The 15,986-nt window shown below is 44.5% G+C and carries 17 protein-coding genes; all 17 read left to right on the top strand.

Annotated elements, in window-relative coordinates:
* The first annotated feature begins 2 nt into the window (after positions 1–2).
* Positions 3–1,106 (top strand): 3-dehydroquinate synthase, encoded by a 1,104-nt coding sequence (gene aroB / locus ACWNM1_RS11015; protein WP_449600971.1) that lies wholly within the window; start codon positions 3–5, stop codon positions 1,104–1,106.
* Positions 1,100–1,474, top strand: a complete 375-nt coding sequence (aroH, locus tag ACWNM1_RS11010; protein ID WP_042190180.1) for a chorismate mutase — start codon at positions 1,100–1,102, stop codon at positions 1,472–1,474. Before aroB ends, aroH begins: the two co-directional genes overlap by 7 nt.
* Positions 1,475–1,806: 332 nt before the next feature.
* Complete coding sequence (gene trpE, locus ACWNM1_RS11005) at positions 1,807–3,372, top strand: anthranilate synthase component I (RefSeq protein WP_042190178.1); 1,566 nt, start codon at positions 1,807–1,809, stop codon at positions 3,370–3,372.
* A gap of 39 nt (positions 3,373–3,411) precedes the next feature.
* Positions 3,412–4,452: an anthranilate phosphoribosyltransferase gene (gene trpD, locus ACWNM1_RS11000; protein ID WP_449600970.1), complete on the top strand. Its 1,041-nt coding sequence runs from the start codon at positions 3,412–3,414 to the stop codon at positions 4,450–4,452.
* Positions 4,442–5,272, top strand: a complete 831-nt coding sequence (gene trpC / locus ACWNM1_RS10995) for an indole-3-glycerol phosphate synthase TrpC (RefSeq protein WP_076284566.1) — start codon at positions 4,442–4,444, stop codon at positions 5,270–5,272. Before trpD ends, trpC begins: the two co-directional genes overlap by 11 nt.
* Positions 5,265–5,942, top strand: coding sequence for a phosphoribosylanthranilate isomerase (locus ACWNM1_RS10990; protein ID WP_449601006.1), 678 nt, complete (start codon positions 5,265–5,267; stop codon positions 5,940–5,942). The genes trpC and ACWNM1_RS10990 overlap by 8 nt, the downstream gene beginning before the upstream one ends.
* Positions 5,939–7,138 (top strand): tryptophan synthase subunit beta, encoded by a 1,200-nt coding sequence (gene trpB / locus ACWNM1_RS10985; protein ID WP_042190170.1) that lies wholly within the window; start codon positions 5,939–5,941, stop codon positions 7,136–7,138. The genes ACWNM1_RS10990 and trpB overlap by 4 nt, the downstream gene beginning before the upstream one ends.
* Positions 7,135–7,959, top strand: a complete 825-nt coding sequence (trpA, locus tag ACWNM1_RS10980; RefSeq protein ID WP_449600969.1) for a tryptophan synthase subunit alpha — start codon at positions 7,135–7,137, stop codon at positions 7,957–7,959. Before trpB ends, trpA begins: the two co-directional genes overlap by 4 nt.
* Before the next feature lie 59 nt (positions 7,960–8,018).
* Positions 8,019–9,116, top strand: coding sequence for a histidinol-phosphate transaminase (hisC, locus tag ACWNM1_RS10975; protein WP_449600968.1), 1,098 nt, complete (start codon positions 8,019–8,021; stop codon positions 9,114–9,116).
* A gap of 47 nt (positions 9,117–9,163) precedes the next feature.
* Positions 9,164–10,258, top strand: a complete 1,095-nt coding sequence (locus tag ACWNM1_RS10970; RefSeq protein WP_449600967.1) for a prephenate dehydrogenase — start codon at positions 9,164–9,166, stop codon at positions 10,256–10,258.
* A gap of 756 nt (positions 10,259–11,014) precedes the next feature.
* Complete coding sequence (locus tag ACWNM1_RS10965) at positions 11,015–11,602, top strand: RNA polymerase sigma factor (RefSeq protein ID WP_042190156.1); 588 nt, start codon at positions 11,015–11,017, stop codon at positions 11,600–11,602.
* Positions 11,603–11,607: 5 nt separating this feature from the next.
* The gene (locus ACWNM1_RS10960; protein ID WP_042190154.1) at positions 11,608–12,198 is read left to right on the top strand and encodes an anti-sigma factor family protein; all 591 of its coding nucleotides are present in this window, start codon (positions 11,608–11,610) and stop codon (positions 12,196–12,198) included.
* Between the two features lie 179 nt (positions 12,199–12,377).
* Complete coding sequence (locus ACWNM1_RS10955; RefSeq protein WP_042190151.1) at positions 12,378–12,965, top strand: histidine phosphatase family protein; 588 nt, start codon at positions 12,378–12,380, stop codon at positions 12,963–12,965.
* Positions 12,966–13,054: 89 nt separating this feature from the next.
* On the top strand, positions 13,055–14,137 hold the full coding sequence (locus tag ACWNM1_RS10950; RefSeq protein WP_042190148.1) for a hypothetical protein: 1,083 nt from the start codon (positions 13,055–13,057) through the stop codon (positions 14,135–14,137).
* 245 nt (positions 14,138–14,382) lie between these two features.
* Positions 14,383–14,562 (top strand): IDEAL domain-containing protein, encoded by a 180-nt coding sequence (locus ACWNM1_RS10945; protein ID WP_042129535.1) that lies wholly within the window; start codon positions 14,383–14,385, stop codon positions 14,560–14,562.
* Between the two features lie 204 nt (positions 14,563–14,766).
* The gene (locus tag ACWNM1_RS10940) at positions 14,767–15,186 is read left to right on the top strand and encodes a DUF2487 family protein (protein WP_449600966.1); all 420 of its coding nucleotides are present in this window, start codon (positions 14,767–14,769) and stop codon (positions 15,184–15,186) included.
* Between the two features lie 239 nt (positions 15,187–15,425).
* Entirely contained in the window at positions 15,426–15,980 is a 555-nt protein-coding gene (locus ACWNM1_RS10935) for a QcrA and Rieske domain-containing protein (protein WP_042190144.1), read from the top strand.
* Positions 15,981–15,986: the final 6 nt, after the last annotated feature.

Here is a 15,986-nt window from a genome sequence, read left to right as displayed (position 1 = left end):
TTATGCGTACTATTAATGTAGATTTGGGCGACCGCTCGTATCCTATTCTTATCGGTAGTGGTTTACTAAAGGACATCGCCCATTATTGTGCTGAGGCCGGATTTTCGGAGCGTAGTCCACTGTTAGTAGTGAGTGATACTGAAGTTGCGCCAAGGTACTTGCCGGCACTTGAAGAAGCTTTAGGTTCTCACGGCTATACTGTGGTTAGCCACATAATGACGGCAGGTGAAGCCTCTAAATCATTAGCCGTGTATGAAGAAGTCATGACAACCGCGATTCAAGCAGGATTAGACCGCAATTCAGCAGTTTTAGCTTTAGGCGGCGGCGTGGTTGGCGATTTAGCAGGATTTGTAGCAGCAACCTATATGCGTGGAATCGGCTTTCTGCAAATTCCGACGACGATCCTAGCTCATGATAGTAGTGTGGGTGGTAAAGTGGCGGTCAATCATCCATTAGCCAAAAATATGATAGGGGCTTTCTATCAACCGTCCATGGTACTCTACGATTTGGATACATTACGTACTCTTCCAGCACGGCAAGTTTCATCAGGTCTGGCTGAAGTGGTAAAGCACGGTCTCCTCGTGGACAAAGAGTTCGCATATTGGTGTCGTGATCATGCCGAAGAGCTGCTAGAGCTGAATGTCGAAGCCTTAGGTTATGCTTTAGAGCGTGGCTGTGCAATTAAGGCAGATGTAGTGGCGAATGATGAGCGTGAGCATGGACTTCGAGCGATATTGAACCTTGGACATACGATCGGACATGCCATTGAAGCAGTTGGTGGGTATGGTGTGTTTCTGCACGGAGAAGCGATCGCGATTGGGATGGCGGGTTCAGCGCTATTGGCTGCGAAGCTTGGGCGGGATACTTCCATTTATGAGGATACTGTATCTATGCTGACCGCGCTGTCACTGCCTGTACGGCTTCCTTCCGAGTATGATGAAGATGAACTGATGGACGCTATGATGCATGATAAGAAATTCAAGGAAGGCAAGATGACCTTTATCGTGCCTGATTCCATAGGCTCTGTAAGCATTGTGAACGATGTGCAGGAGTCGCTTGTGCGAGAGGTTCTCGCAGAGCTTAAGAAGGAGGGAAGACCGTGGTAAACCGAGGAATTCGCGGAGCAACAACCGTGACTAAGAACGAAGAGGCAGAGATTTTACGTGAGACCGTTATATTACTGCGGGAGATCGTAGAACGTAATGATGTTATAGCTGAGAATATAAGCAATGTATGGATTACGATGACCAATGATCTGGATGCTACTTTTCCTGCAAGAGCTATTCGTGAGATTGAAGGCTGGGAAATGGTTCCACTTATGTGTTCAACGGAAATCCCGGTTAAAGGAAGCTTGCCGATGTGTATCCGGTTGATGGTACAGATTAATACGGATAAATCGCAGCGTGAGATTCGCCACGTTTATCTGAATGAGGCTCAGAAGCTACGTCCGGATTTATCAGAGAGCAAGTCTTAAATTATAGTTGTGGGTTGTCAATGACCCTCGTCATCATGTATAGTGTAGTTAGCCGAGTATAGAAGAGTTTAGTTTAGTTGAGATGAGTATAGTTGAGCAGAGTGCGAGAAGTTTTTTAGATTAGCATGTATCGTGTTAGCAGAGTCTTTATTTTGATATACACTGAAGTCATTTATCAGTGATATATCTTATTTAGGGATAAGTCTGTAAACACTACATAATTATGCTAATCCATGCTCAAAAACATATACTTACTTACACAAACCCTCTACTTCGGTAGAGGGTTTTTTTGTATTTCGGAACCATTCATATATCTAAGGGGGCATCTAACAATGACGAATCCAAGTGTTCAAGAGGTGGTAAAGCTGTCGCGGGATTATAATCTGATTCCTGTTGTAAAGCGACTGCTCGCGGATATGGAAACACCTATCCGGTTATTCCAACGTTTCGCTGAACGTGATCGCGCGTTCTTACTTGAAAGTGTAGAGGGTGGAAAACAATGGGCACGGTATTCGTTCATCGGTAGCGATCCCTTTTTGATGATATCCGGTAAAAAGGGTGCAATTAACGTTGAAGTCGGCGGAGAGAAGAAGCAACTGTACGGAAAGCCGATTGAGGAGCTTAAAGCGTTGCTTCGTTCATACCGTAGTCCTAAGCTTGACGAAATGCCTCCATTTACTGGAGGGGCTATCGGATTTTTCGGATATGATCTGCTGCAATATTATGAGAAGTTACCTCAGCATCCTGTGGATGATCTCCAAATGGATGATATAAGATTTATGTTTTGCGATCGGATCATTGTTTTTGACCATGTGAAGCAACAGATTCTGCTTGTTGGTAACCTGCATGTAAAAGACGGAGATACAGATTCGGATATCAGATCCAATTATGAAAGCCTGAGTCGTAAGCTGGAGGCTATGGCCGAAGATCTGCAAAAAGAAGGCCCTAAGGAAAATGTGAATCGTCGCAGCATTCCTCAGGATATCGAGCTTGGAGAGATTCATTCTAATCTCACTAAAGAGCAGTACATCAACAATGTAGAACAGGCGAAGGAATATATTCGCTCAGGCGATATTTTTCAAGTGGTATTGTCACAGCGGTTGCATATTGAAACAGAAGTTTCTCCATTGCATGTATACCGGATGCTCAGAACTCTTAACCCCTCTCCTTATATGTACTATTTGAAAATGGACGAGGAGATTATTGTTGGCACTTCACCTGAAGCACTCGTAAAGGTAGATGGAAATCGTGTGGAGACACGGCCGATTGCTGGAACTAGACCAAGGGGTGACAGTGAAGCATCAGACCGGGCGTTTGCTGCGGAGCTCTTGGAGGATGAAAAAGAACGTGCGGAACATCTGATGCTTGTTGATCTGGGTCGTAATGATCTAGGGAGAGTATCCAAATTTGGTTCAGTAAAATGTGATTCCTTTATGGAGATTGAAAGATACTCCCATGTCATGCACATGGTATCGAATGTGTCAGGCACACTCAGTGAGGATAAAGATTTCTTTGATGCCTTTCTCTCCTGTCTGCCTGCCGGAACGGTTTCTGGGGCACCGAAGCTACGAGCTATGGAGATTATAGCAGAGCTGGAAAAAGAAGCTCGAGGTGCTTATGCCGGAGCAATTGGATATTTAGGGTTCTCAGGAAACATGGATTCTTGTATCACCATTCGTACCATCATCTTCCGGAAAGGTCGTGCGTACGTACAGGCCGGAGCAGGTATCGTTTGGGATTCGGTTCCCGAGAAAGAGTATGAAGAAACGGTGAATAAGGCGAAGGGCATGCTGAAAGCTATTCGTATGGCAGAAGCTATGTTTCCATCCGAAGTGAAAGAGAAACAAGTTATCAACCAAGATTATATGTACGAATATACCCCTGAACAAGTGGTTTGATTTATATAGTAACTCATTAAGGCTGGGAGGAAGAAGATTATGGATGCAATGAAATTAATTCAATCAGGAATCGCCGGGCTAATCGAAGGCAAGAATCTGACACGTACAGAAGCACGGGATATAATGGGTGCTATAATGCTAGGAGATGCTTCACAAGCACAAATCGGTTCACTGCTGACCGCTTTACGAATTAAAGGAGAAACCGTGGAGGAGATTACGGGTTTTGCAGAAGCTATGAGAGGGTTTGGCACATCCGTACTGACTGATCGCGCACGCTTGTTAGATACTTGTGGTACGGGCGGTTCCGGCATCCATAAATTTAATATTTCAACCGCCTCTGCGATTATTTCATCAGCGGCTTCTGTAAGAGTTGCCAAGCATGGAAATCGTTCTGCTTCAGGCAGAGCGGGAAGTGCGGATGTACTTGAAGCCCTTGGCGTAAACATTCATCTGAATGCAGACCAAGCCCGAGAATGTCTGGATCGTATCGGCATTTGCTTTTTATTCGCACAAATTTATCATCCTTCGATGCGGCATGCAGCAGCTCCTCGCAAAGAGCTTGGTGTACGTACGATCTTCAATATGCTGGGTCCTCTTACGAATCCCGCTGGGGCTGACCGTCAGCTCCTAGGGATTTATGACCGAAATAAGACGGAGACGGTGGCTAATGTACTGAAGGAGCTGGGTTCCAAGCGCGCAATGGTTGTAAGCAGTTCGGATGGTCTGGACGAGATCAGCATCTCAGCCTCTACATTAGTATCTGAACTAAAAGAGGGTGTAGTGACCACTTATGAAATTACTCCGGAGGGATTAGGTCTTAACAGACATCCACTTGAAGCTGTTTTGGGTGGAGATGCAGCAGAGAACGCAGCAATTATTACCTCTGTGCTCCAAGGTGAGATCAATCCCTACCGAGATATCGTGTTAGCTAATGCAGGAGCATGTATATATGTTGCGGGTCTGGCAGATACCATGGCCGGAGGCGTCGAGAAAGCTAAAGAAGTAGTGGATTCGGGTAAGGCATTATCCAAGCTGAAACAGCTTGTTGTGATGACGGAGGAGCTTAATTATGTATCTTGATAAAATTGTCGCTACAAAGATCAAAGAGGTGGAGGCGCTGAGTAATAGCTTTTCTCTAGCTCAGGCAGAACGTGATATAGCAGCACTCCCTCAGACTAGAGGCTTTCGTAAGGCTCTGACCCAAGGGAAGAACAGGGATATGGGTTTGATTGCAGAGGTAAAGAAGGCATCCCCTTCAAAAGGGCTGATTCGTGAAGATTTCGATCCTGTTTCCATTGCAAAAGGTTATGAAGCGGGCGGCGCTGATTGTTTATCTGTTTTGACGGATACAGATTATTTTCAGGGCAGCGCTGCTTACTTGCAGCAAGTGAAAGAAGCTGTAAATCTGCCGCTGCTTCGCAAAGATTTTATTATCGATGAGAAACAGATTTATGAAGCGCGTATTCTTGGAGCAGATGCGGTGTTGTTAATCGTTGCTATTTTGACACCGGATAAACTGTCTCATTTTATAGAAATAGCTACTGGGCTTGGAATGGATGTATTAATCGAAGTTCATGATCGGAATGAGCTTGCGGTGGTATTAAGTACAGACAAGATAACACATCCTAATATTCTGCTGGGTATTAATAATCGTAATCTGCGTACCTTTGAGACGTCCTTAGAGACAACGGCAGAGCTGGCAGCACTAGTACCTCAAGGGGTCCCTGTGATCAGTGAAAGCGGAATTGCAGGGCCAAGTGATATTGACTACTTAAGAACGACTGGCGCTCACGGGGTCCTCGTAGGGGAATATCTAATGCGTCAAGCTAATGTAGAAGAAGCGGTAAATGGATTGCTAGGAATGCTTCCAAATGGAAAGGACCGTGTCCGGCATGGCTGAGACATTAGTAAAAATCTGTGGACTTCAGGACGTTGAAGTGCTAAAATCTATGTTACACTTACCACTAGATTATATTGGATTTGTATTCGCTCCTAGTCGTCGCAGGGTTACTCTGGAGCGTGCTTCCGAACTGATTGCTGAACTTCCGCAATGGAAGACTAGTGAAAAACCTAAAGCTGCTGGGGTTTTTGTTAATCCAGAGCTGGATGAGCTGAGCGAACTGCTCTCCGTTGTGTCACTAGATGTCATTCAGCTACATGGGCAGGAAAGTCCAGCCTTTTGTCAAAAGGTTCGGCAAGCTTTCCCCCAAGTTCAGGTGTGGAAGGCATTGTCTGTTGCTGATAAAGAGCGTGATGACGCGGATAACAAATATACATTGGAACAATACACAGGCTTCGTTGATGCTGTATTGTTAGATACTTATGATCCTCAGCAGAGTGGCGGGTCTGGGCGCACGTTCGCTTGGGAGAGGTTGCCTGATTATCAGGAAATCGCGCTACGAAATGGTTTGCCGTTATTTGTGGCTGGAGGACTTCATCCTAATAACGTAGGAGAGTTGCTAGATACTTATGCTCCGTACGGAGTAGACGTATCTAGTGGAGTAGAGAGTGAAGGCGTTAAAGATATTATTAAAATGACAGCTTTTGTTGAAAGGGTGAAGCAATCATGACACAAGTACCGGACCAGCATGGACGTTTCGGTTCATTCGGAGGGCGCTTCGTGCCCGAAACTTTGATGACTGCATTGATTGAGCTGGAGGAAGCCTATGAGAAGTATTCGGCAGACCCTGCTTTTCAAGAAGAAATAGATTATCTATTAAAGCAATATTCCGGACGGGAGACCCCACTGTATTATGCGGAACGTCTAAGTAAACATCTGGGAGAAGCAAAAATATATTTGAAGCGTGAAGATTTGAATCATACGGGTGCTCATAAGATTAACAATGCGATTGGTCAGGGAATTCTGGCTAAAATGATGGGTAAAACCAAGGTGATCGCTGAGACTGGAGCTGGTCAGCATGGTGTAGCTACTGCTACGGTTGCAGCCCTACTTGGTATGGAATGTAAGGTATTTATGGGGGAAGAGGATACTCGTCGCCAGGCACTCAATGTATTCCGTATGAAGCTGCTTGGTGCTGAGGTGATTCCCGTTACTTCCGGATCGCGTACCTTAAAAGATGCCGGCAACGAAGCGCTTCGCTACTGGGTTAGCAATGTGGAAGATACTTTTTACATTCTCGGTTCTGCCGTAGGCCCACATCCTTATCCGATGATGGTTCGTAACTTTCAGCGGGTTATTGGTGATGAAACGCGGCGCCAGATTCTGGAGGCTGAAGGAAGACTGCCGGATGTGCTTGTTGCTGCAGTAGGTGGCGGTAGTAATGCTATCGGCATGTTCTATCCATTCGTAGAGGATAAAGGTGTCGGTATGATTGGTGTTGAGGCAGCAGGCAAGGGAATTGACACACCATTTCATGCGGCGACGATGAGTAAGGGGACTCATGGCGTATTCCAGGGTTCGATGAGTTATCTACTACAGGATGAGCATGGCCAAGTAACAGAGGCTCATTCCATCTCCGCAGGGCTGGATTATCCTGGTGTAGGTCCTGAACACTCTTATTTAAAAGATATCGAACGCGCAAAATATGTTCCGATTACGGATGCAGAGGCGCTTGATGCACTGAAGCTGCTATGTGTAACGGAAGGTATTATTCCAGCTTTGGAGTCGGCACATGCGATAGCCCATGTAGTGAAGATGGGTCCAACCCTTACCAAGGATGATATTGTTGTTATCTGTCTGTCAGGCCGGGGAGACAAAGATGTGGAATCGATCATGGCGTACACAGAAGGGAAGGGAAACGAATGACAACCAAAACTACAAACCGGATGGATTTGGTATTCCGGAAGCTTAAAGCTGAAGAACGGACGGCATTAATTCCTTTTCTGACGGTTGGAGACCCTGATCTGGAGACTACGCTTGCCATCATCGCAGAACTGGAGGCGGCAGGTGCAGACATTTTGGAGCTGGGAGTACCTTACTCTGATCCGCTAGCAGATGGCCCGGTCATTCAGCGAGCGTCTGCACGAGCTCTGCGGGGGGAGGTTCACCTGCGTACCTGTATGGAGACCGCGTTAAAAGCTCGTCAAGCCGGAAGCAGCTTGCCCTTTATTTTGTTTTCCTATTACAATCCTATCCTGCAAATGGGGCTGGATACATTTTTCGCAGAACTGAATGCTCATGAGATTAGTGGTCTTATTATTCCAGATCTTCCTGTCGAGGAATCAGAGGAGATGCGTCGCCGCAGTAGTGAAGTTGGCGTTAATCTCATTCCACTGGTTGCACCGACCTCAAGTGAACGTATTGCGAAGATTGTCTCAGGTGCGAGTGGGTTTATCTATTGCGTATCCTCGTTAGGTGTGACAGGGGAACGATCCACTTTCCATGCTGATGTAGAGGCGTTTATTGATTCCGTGCGTCAAGCTACGGATCTGCCGGTGGCTGTAGGATTTGGGATCTCAACTGGCGAACAGGTTGCCCGCTTTGCTCAGATTTGCGATGGCGTGGTAGTAGGTAGTGCGATTGTTCGTAAAATAGAAGAGGTCATTCCGCTGCTCGATAATCCCGCTACACGGAATGAGGGGCTGTTGCAAATTCGAGAATTTGTGGCACAATTAAAAAGACCATAACAGTGTCATTTTGACCTGTGTATAGTGGAGTAATCAACTATGGAGAGCGAGGACTATTCATGAATCCAAAACCGAATATAGTTAATCTCCCTGTCTACAAACCAGGGAAACCTATAGACGAAGTTAAGAAGGAGCTCGGCTTAAGTGAGGTTATTAAGCTTGCATCCAATGAGAACCCGTATGGAGCTTCCCCGAGTGCTAAAGAAGCTATTCTAGCAGAGCTTGAGAATCTTTATCTATATCCAGACGGATCGGCCGTTGAGTTGACGGCAGCACTTGCCAACCGTCTTGGTGTGAACAGCGATAATATTATTTTTGGCTGTGGTTCTGATGAGATTATTGCTCTTATTGCCCGTGCCTTCTTCTTGCCAGGTGATGAGACAATCATGGCTGACCAGACCTTCTCTGTGTATAAGAGTAACGCAGATATCGAAGGCGCTGTGTCCATCGAGGTACCACTTGTAAATGGTACACATGATCTGGATGGGATGCTGGCCCGTATTACGGACCGTACGAAGGTTATCTGGATTTGTAATCCGAATAACCCAACAGGAACGATTGTACCAGAGGAAGCTTTGGTTTCTTTCCTTGATGCTGTTCCTTCCAATGTAATGGTTGTTCTTGATGAAGCATACTGTGAGTACGTAACAGATCTTTCTTACTCCAACGGTATTCAATTATTAAATCGTTATGCGAATTTGGTTGTGCTTCGCACATTCTCCAAAATTTATGGCTTAGCCGCATTGCGTATTGGTTATGGCGTTGCTAGTCCTGAGATTATTTCATTGATCAACAAGGTGCGTGAGCCTTTCAATACCACTCGTCTTGCGCAAGCCGCGGCTCTTGCTGCCTTGAATGACCAAGAATACGTGGAGGAATGCCGTCGTCTTAATAGCGCGGGTATTGTCCAATTACAAGGTGAATTCAAACGTCTGGGCCTTGAATCCTTCCCTGCACACGGGAACTTCATTATGGTAGATGTTCGTAAACCTGCAACCGAGGTTTTCGATGCTTTGATGCGTAAAGGAATCATAGTAAGAGCGGGTCATCAAGTTTACCCTACTTATATTCGTGTTACTGTGGGCTCTGCTGAACAGAACACAGCGTTTATAACTGCGTTGGAACAAACGCTTATAGAGTCTGGTGTGCGCGCTTAGTAATAAACAGCAAGACTAGACTAAAAAAGGCAGGTAGTTCAAAGAACATGACGACAAAAATAGCTATATTCGGTGTCGGTCTGATCGGAGGCTCACTGGCCCTTTGCTTTAAAGGCAAGGAGGGCCTGACCGTCGTAGGACATGCCCACCGTCCTGAATCCGCTAGTAAATATATAAGCAGAGGTGTGGTTGATCAAGCCACGCTTTCTGTTGAAGAAGCGGCACTTGATGCTGATTTCATTTTTTTATGTGTACCGGTAGGGATGTTAGAGGATTATCTGCAGCAATTAAGTAAATTGCCTCTAAAACCCGGCTGCATTATTACAGATGTAGGAAGCACGAAAGCTAGTATTGCCGCATGTGCGGTCTCCTTAGATATTCCTGGAGTACATTTTATCGGCGGACACCCAATGGCAGGATCAGAACGCTCAGGTGTTGAGGCAGCTTCATCACTGCTATTTGAGAATGCCTATTATGTGTTGACGCCCCCTCCAGGAGTGCCAGATGAGGCTTATCATGCACTGGAGTCTTTACTACACAACACAAGAGCGCAGATTGTACGCCTTGATCCAGAACGCCATGATGAGATTGTAGGTGCCATTAGTCATTTACCGCATATTATTGCTGTTGCTTTGGTAAATCAGATTCGTGCCTATGACGATACCGATTCCTTATATAGCACGCTAGCTGCAGGGGGCTTTCGGGATATCACTCGGATTGCGTCCAGCGATCCTATAATTTGGCGAGACATTTTGCTGAACAATCGTTCCGTAATGCTTCGTTTATTGAAGGATTGGAATGAGGAAGTTTCTTCTTTTGTTCGTCTCCTGGAAAGTGAAGATGGCGTAGGAATTGAAGAGGCTTTCCAAGAAGCGAATGGTTTCCGCAGTCAGTTGCCTGAACGGCGTAAAGGCATGATCGCACCTTTATTTGACCTACATATTGATGTGCCGGATCATCCGGGGATTATCGGTCGTATCGCTACTGAGCTGGGGGACCAAGGCATTAACCTTAGCAACGTACAAATCATCGAGAGTCGTGAAGATGTGCCGGGTATTATGCGCCTATCTTTTCGACAGGAGAATGATATGGAGCGTGCGAAGGTGCTTCTGCAGCAGCACGATTATACCGTATATGTGTAGTTAGTAGCCCTTCCAATATGGAGGGGCTTTTATTTCGTTATAGGATTTGAAAGAGCATACTGCTGAAAACAGCTACTGCTTCAAGTGGATGAAGAAAAGGGTATTAATAATGAGAGGGGCTAATACAGCGCTTACAGGACAAAAAAAGACCGCTTACAAAGTAAGCGGCTACAGTTCACAATAAATTGGAACCGTGTAGTATTTGGATAGGAGTGGAGAGAAACCATACTGTACTTTTATTATATGTATACGTTTACATTTTGTCAACAGTTTATTAAAAAGAGATTAAAGTCACATTGAAGTGATCAAAGTCTTATGTTTGAACTTCGTTTATAGTCTGTTGTCAGGTCATGCTGACGAGATTACTGCTCTGAAGTCTATTAATGTCATCCTATGAGAATCTGTGATACAATAGATCTGGTATATTTCTAGATTCGTTATAAAATTTATATGCTCATAGAAATATGCCATTTTTCTTTTTATATTCATCACAAACATCATGCCTTAATTATTGGGTGTTTGAATATACATAGGTGTATTTCAAAATTGAAGAACGGATAAGTTGCACGTCATATATTTTCCTTTAAATTCCCACAAGGAACGTTTGTCTTACATAAAAGGTCGACAATATCGTTTCTTCTTGTAATAAACTAAAAAGTTGTAGTAAACCAGCGCAACTTTTAAAGCCCAAACCGGTATAATAAGTACGGACCGGACGGGAAAAGACGTGCAAGGGCGAGGAGGGCCAATCTCACCATGACGGATTCCCAGTTGATCCAGGAAATTAAACAAGGCAACACAGAATTATATTCAGAATTAATGCGTCGTTATCAACGAAAAATATTGGCATTTGTATATCATATGCTTAGAAACTCACAAATGGAGCTAATTGCAGAGGACCTTTGTTCGGAGACTTTCTACAAGGCATTCCGTAGCTTGCATTCCTTTCGAGAGGTAGATGCTTCCTTTTCAACGTGGTTGTACACTATTGCTCGTAATACCGTGCTAAGTGAGCTTCGTAAGAATCGTGCCGGAAATGTATCCCTAGAAGAGAGTGGGTATACTCCCGTTGCACCGTTTGAAGTAGCGCCTGAGCAGGCTGCATTGCGTAAAGAACGGATGAATTTGGTTCGTGAGGCAATTAATAATCTTCCGGAGAAACAACGCTCTGCGCTAATCCTGCGTGAATACGATCAGATGGATTATCAAGAAATTGCAGAAATTTTGGATCAGAGTGTAAGCTCCGTGAAGTCATTGTTGTTTCGTGCCAGAAGTAGTGTGAAGCTTCAACTCGAATCCTATTTCAATGAGCCTGAAGTTGAAGAGCAGGTTGAGAGGGTGTAAGGCGAATGAATTGCAGGGAAGCGCAAGAATGTATTCCGCTCTTGTGGGACGCTCCCCCCACACATCCTAGGCGGATTTTGCTCGAACAACATATTGAAACTTGTCCTTACTGCGCTGCTGAATGGTCTCTGTGGCAAGAGAGTAGCCAGCTTATGCATGATTTGAAAGAAGAGATTAGTGAAGAGCGTGCAGAAGTTATAAATGTTAAAGTTATGGAGCGGATTTATCTAGAGAGTCCTTGGTTGATGCCAGGGGATGGGAAATCCGCAGGGACATCTGCCATTGTTCGTCATAGGCTTAGTCTCTGGATCGCTTGCTTCCTAGCGGTATTTTTGTCTAGTGTTCTTTACTTTACTATGTTTAGAACACCTGCTGATATCACTGTGGCTCAAAGTGGAATTGTAGAGACTGGCGTTGCTGGCTCTATGGAATGGACATCCACTTATCCCATTTTAGGCTCTGAAGGTGGGATTATTGAACCGCTTGTAGTAAATATGGGACCTACTCATCCTCAATATTGGATGATGTTATCCATGCTTGGCGTGGGTTTTGCAGTGTTTTCGTTAACCCGGCTGAATCGATATCGCAGATCATAAAGGGTCTATTGATGTATGGCTTAGCTATTGCAGTATATAATAGTGTTAAGAACGATGTAGGAGTCCCTTTATGTAATGATAAGGGGCTTTTTTGTATTCTAATACGCATAAAAGAAGACTTTTTATTTCATCCATGTTACATTAAGAGACAAATACTTGGGTGAAAAGGGGGAGGCAATATGCTAATCGGCTTGATACGCCATGGATTGACGGACTGGAATGCAATTGGAAAGATACAGGGGCAAAGTGATATTCCGCTTAATGATGAAGGACGGATGCAAGCTGCTATGCTTGCTGACCGCTTATTACAAGAGCCGTATCGCTGGGATTATTGCATTACAAGTAACCTTTCCCGGGCAGCAGAGACAGGCAAGATCATCGCTGATAAATTAAATGTACCGTTGCTTGATCCTGATGATCGGATCCGGGAACGTGCCTACGGGCAAGTCGAAGGGCTTACTGCCGCTGAGCGTGAAGAGAAGTGGGGGAAAGATTGGAGTCAGCTTTCACTTGGTCAAGAAACTGACGAACAGCTTCAAGCACGTGCACTTGCCTTTATGGAGGATATTTCTGCGCAGCATCCCAATCGGAACATACTAGTTATATCTCATGGAGGGTTCCTCGCTCAACTGTATACTGCATTTTACAAAGATAAGTATTCTGAGCGAATTGGGAATTTATCCCTGACAATTTTGGAGAAGAAAGAACGGGAATGGAACCCTATTCTATATAATTGTACTCGCCATATCCTGCAAAATCAGCGTTAACCCGTGCATCGGGTTATTTTTTTTGCGCAAAGGGGAATAAAAAGGGCTGTATTTCCCATAATGGTAGTAAAACGGTGAGGCGATAAAATATGAATCTGGCGGATATGCTCACTTATGCAGATATTGGACAGCTGACCGCCATAGCGGGACGCTACCGGTGTGAATGCAAGCAGAATTCCAAACATGACTTGATCCAGAGTATTTTGATTATGCTTGGAAGCAGAAGTTTTATGGAGTCTCATATCCGGGAATGTGCTCCGGAGGATCTACGGTTTCTGAATACATTACTTTTTGATGAACGCAGCTACTTTAGTCTGGAAGATTTGTTGGCTGTAGCTAGACAGGCTTCTTTTGATGCTCCAGAAGGAAAGACCGGAGGCTTCCGAGAAATGGTTTCTCGTTTCAAAAGCGGAGGCTGGCTCTTTAGCGGTTCCTCCCAGCAAACCAGATACTTGTTCCAAGTGCCTAAAGACTTGAAAGAGCGCTTTCGTGAGACGATGAGCGCACATATCAAGGATAAGGTTGCGGTTAGCTCTGAACCAGCCATGTATCGAAATGAAGGAGAATTGTTATTAAGTGATCTGGTTATGCTTCTGAGATATATCAAGGAAAATGAGCCAGAGCTTAATCAGGAAGGGGCAATGTATAGGCGGTATCAGCAAGGAGTGATGAATGCACTTCATATTCCGGAGGATCTTCTTAGCAAAGGCGGCTGGAGATTTGGTTATGGTAGAGCATGTGAGCATTATCCACCTAGATTAGCGCTCCTGTATGATTATGTTCGTCATCGCCGCTGGATCACTGAAGAAGGTTTTCGGCTAAGGCTTACGGCGACAGGAGAGGCAGTGTTAGCCGACGGAAAATGTGACTCGTTGATGCAGATATTCTCTTTTTGGTTAAAACTATATAAGGGGGCTGTACCAAACCTGCCTTCACTTGTGTATTGGGTAAGCATTAGTGCTGGGAATTGGGTGAGCGTACCTTCATTAGTGGATGGTATTGGGTGGTTAATTAAACCGTTCTATTATGACAATGCTGCCTCTATTCTGGAGCAACGAATTATTCGGATGATGGTGCACCTTGGAATGCTTAAATTAGGGGAGACTACTGCTGGTCTCACTGTGATGATGACGCCGTGGGGGATGGAGATAGCCGTGCCTAAACATCTATAGTAGTATGGAGGCATACAAGCAAATACTTATGGGGATTACATACGTAGATGAGGACTTCGCTTTGGTTGTTGATAGGAACAGTAGATGAAGTATTGATCAGAATGGGTAAATATGTAGAACGTAGACAGGATTGTTGAATATGATTTAGTAGGTGCCGTCACTTTTGAAACCGAAAACAAAATCATCTTGATGGATATCAAAATATTAAAGCAATAAGGATCTCTTAAACAGCGGAGGTGTATCGAATGGACAAAATGAAGGCTACGTACGAAGTGATGCTAGGACTTGCGGCAGAAATGGTGTGGGATGAAGCGCTGCGAAAGCGTCGCTCCGACATCTTGCACCGTGAGATTGACACGGCGCTGGCTACAGGAGATAAATTGGCTTTTCGAAATCTTACAGAAGAACTTAAAAGTTTGGCATAAAGAAATGCGCTTAGCGCATTTCTTTTTTTATTAAATAGGTACCTGTTCAACTCACTTTCTGTATCATTTAGAGGTGAAGGGAGACTAGTGAAAATCTAAATCTAGACGTTTGTCCTCCTCTTTCAATATAATGGGATTTATAACATCGGGCAAATTTGTGAAAAGTGGACGCGAAGAAGGATCGCAAATAGGGGGATGACATTAATGAAATTCAGTGATTTTGAAGTTGAACAGTGGGAAGAAAATCGAAAGTTCTATGATACATGTCTCATACCTTTTACAGGATTAAGTGGGTCCGAGAGTCCTCCTGAGACGGTTCAAGCATTAGAAAGATTACGTGATTTTATGGATTTGGTGGAAATACCGTTTAAGGGACGGATTGTAACTTACCCGGCGATTCAGTATGGAGGGGAAGGATATGTCGATCTAATTAATGAGGTTTGCCGAAAAGTCAAATCCAGTGGTTTCCAGTATGCTGTGGTGTTAACCGCAGATATAGCACTTCTGGAACAAGAAATTTTTGAAAGCGATTTAGTACTCTCTCTGCCTATCATTGAGGGCTCTTTGGAAGGTAAGATTAATAGTGATATTGGTCTGAAAATTCAAAAGATGTGGGGACGGTGAGCCTCTTGTAAATGTGACAGAAAATCAACAATTGTAAGTGAAAATCACTTTTTGGCCTGTCACAAATTAGACAATATTCTTGACGGGTTTTAGTGCCTAAGCTATTATTAGGTTGAATCGAAATGGCATGTGATGTATTTCATTGAAAAGATTTGAAAACGGATTATTTATAGTAAGGCATCTCTGATCGGACACCTTAGATACTTTCTTATATCTTGAGAAGGGGGTTATATAACAGTATGAGCAGCCATAATGATCAACAGGATATTTGGCCTGAACAACCACCCAGCCGTAAAGAGATGTCGCGCAGGCAATTTTTGACCTACACGCTAGGTGGCGCTACTGCTTTTATGGGGGCAGGTACAATTCTCCCAATGGTCCGTTTTGTCGTGGACCCAATATTACATAAGAAGGGCGCAGGTGATTTTATAAAGGTTGCTGAAATTAGCAAAATCACCGAAGAGCCCCAAGAGTTTACGTTTGAATTGAAACAGAAAGACGGATGGTACGACAGCACAGCGACGCTGACTGCGTGGATCCGTAAAGACGCAAAGGGTGATATTTATGCGCTTTCACCCATTTGTAAACATTTAGGATGTACGGTTGGATGGAACAATGATAAGGCACATCCGGACGAGTATCACTGTCCTTGCCACGGTGCGCGTTATACCAAACTCGGCAAAAATCTCGAAGTAGCTCCAAAACCGCTTGACCAGTATAAAACGAAATTTGATAACGGGTGGGTTCTTTTGGGTGATATTGTGCCTAATACAGTAGCTAGTGAGGAGGCGTAGGTTCTA

This window comes from Paenibacillus sp. Marseille-Q9583, assembly GCF_976954365.1.
Note: the sequence above shows the minus strand (reverse complement) of the source record. Positions and strands in the feature narration are given on the sequence as shown.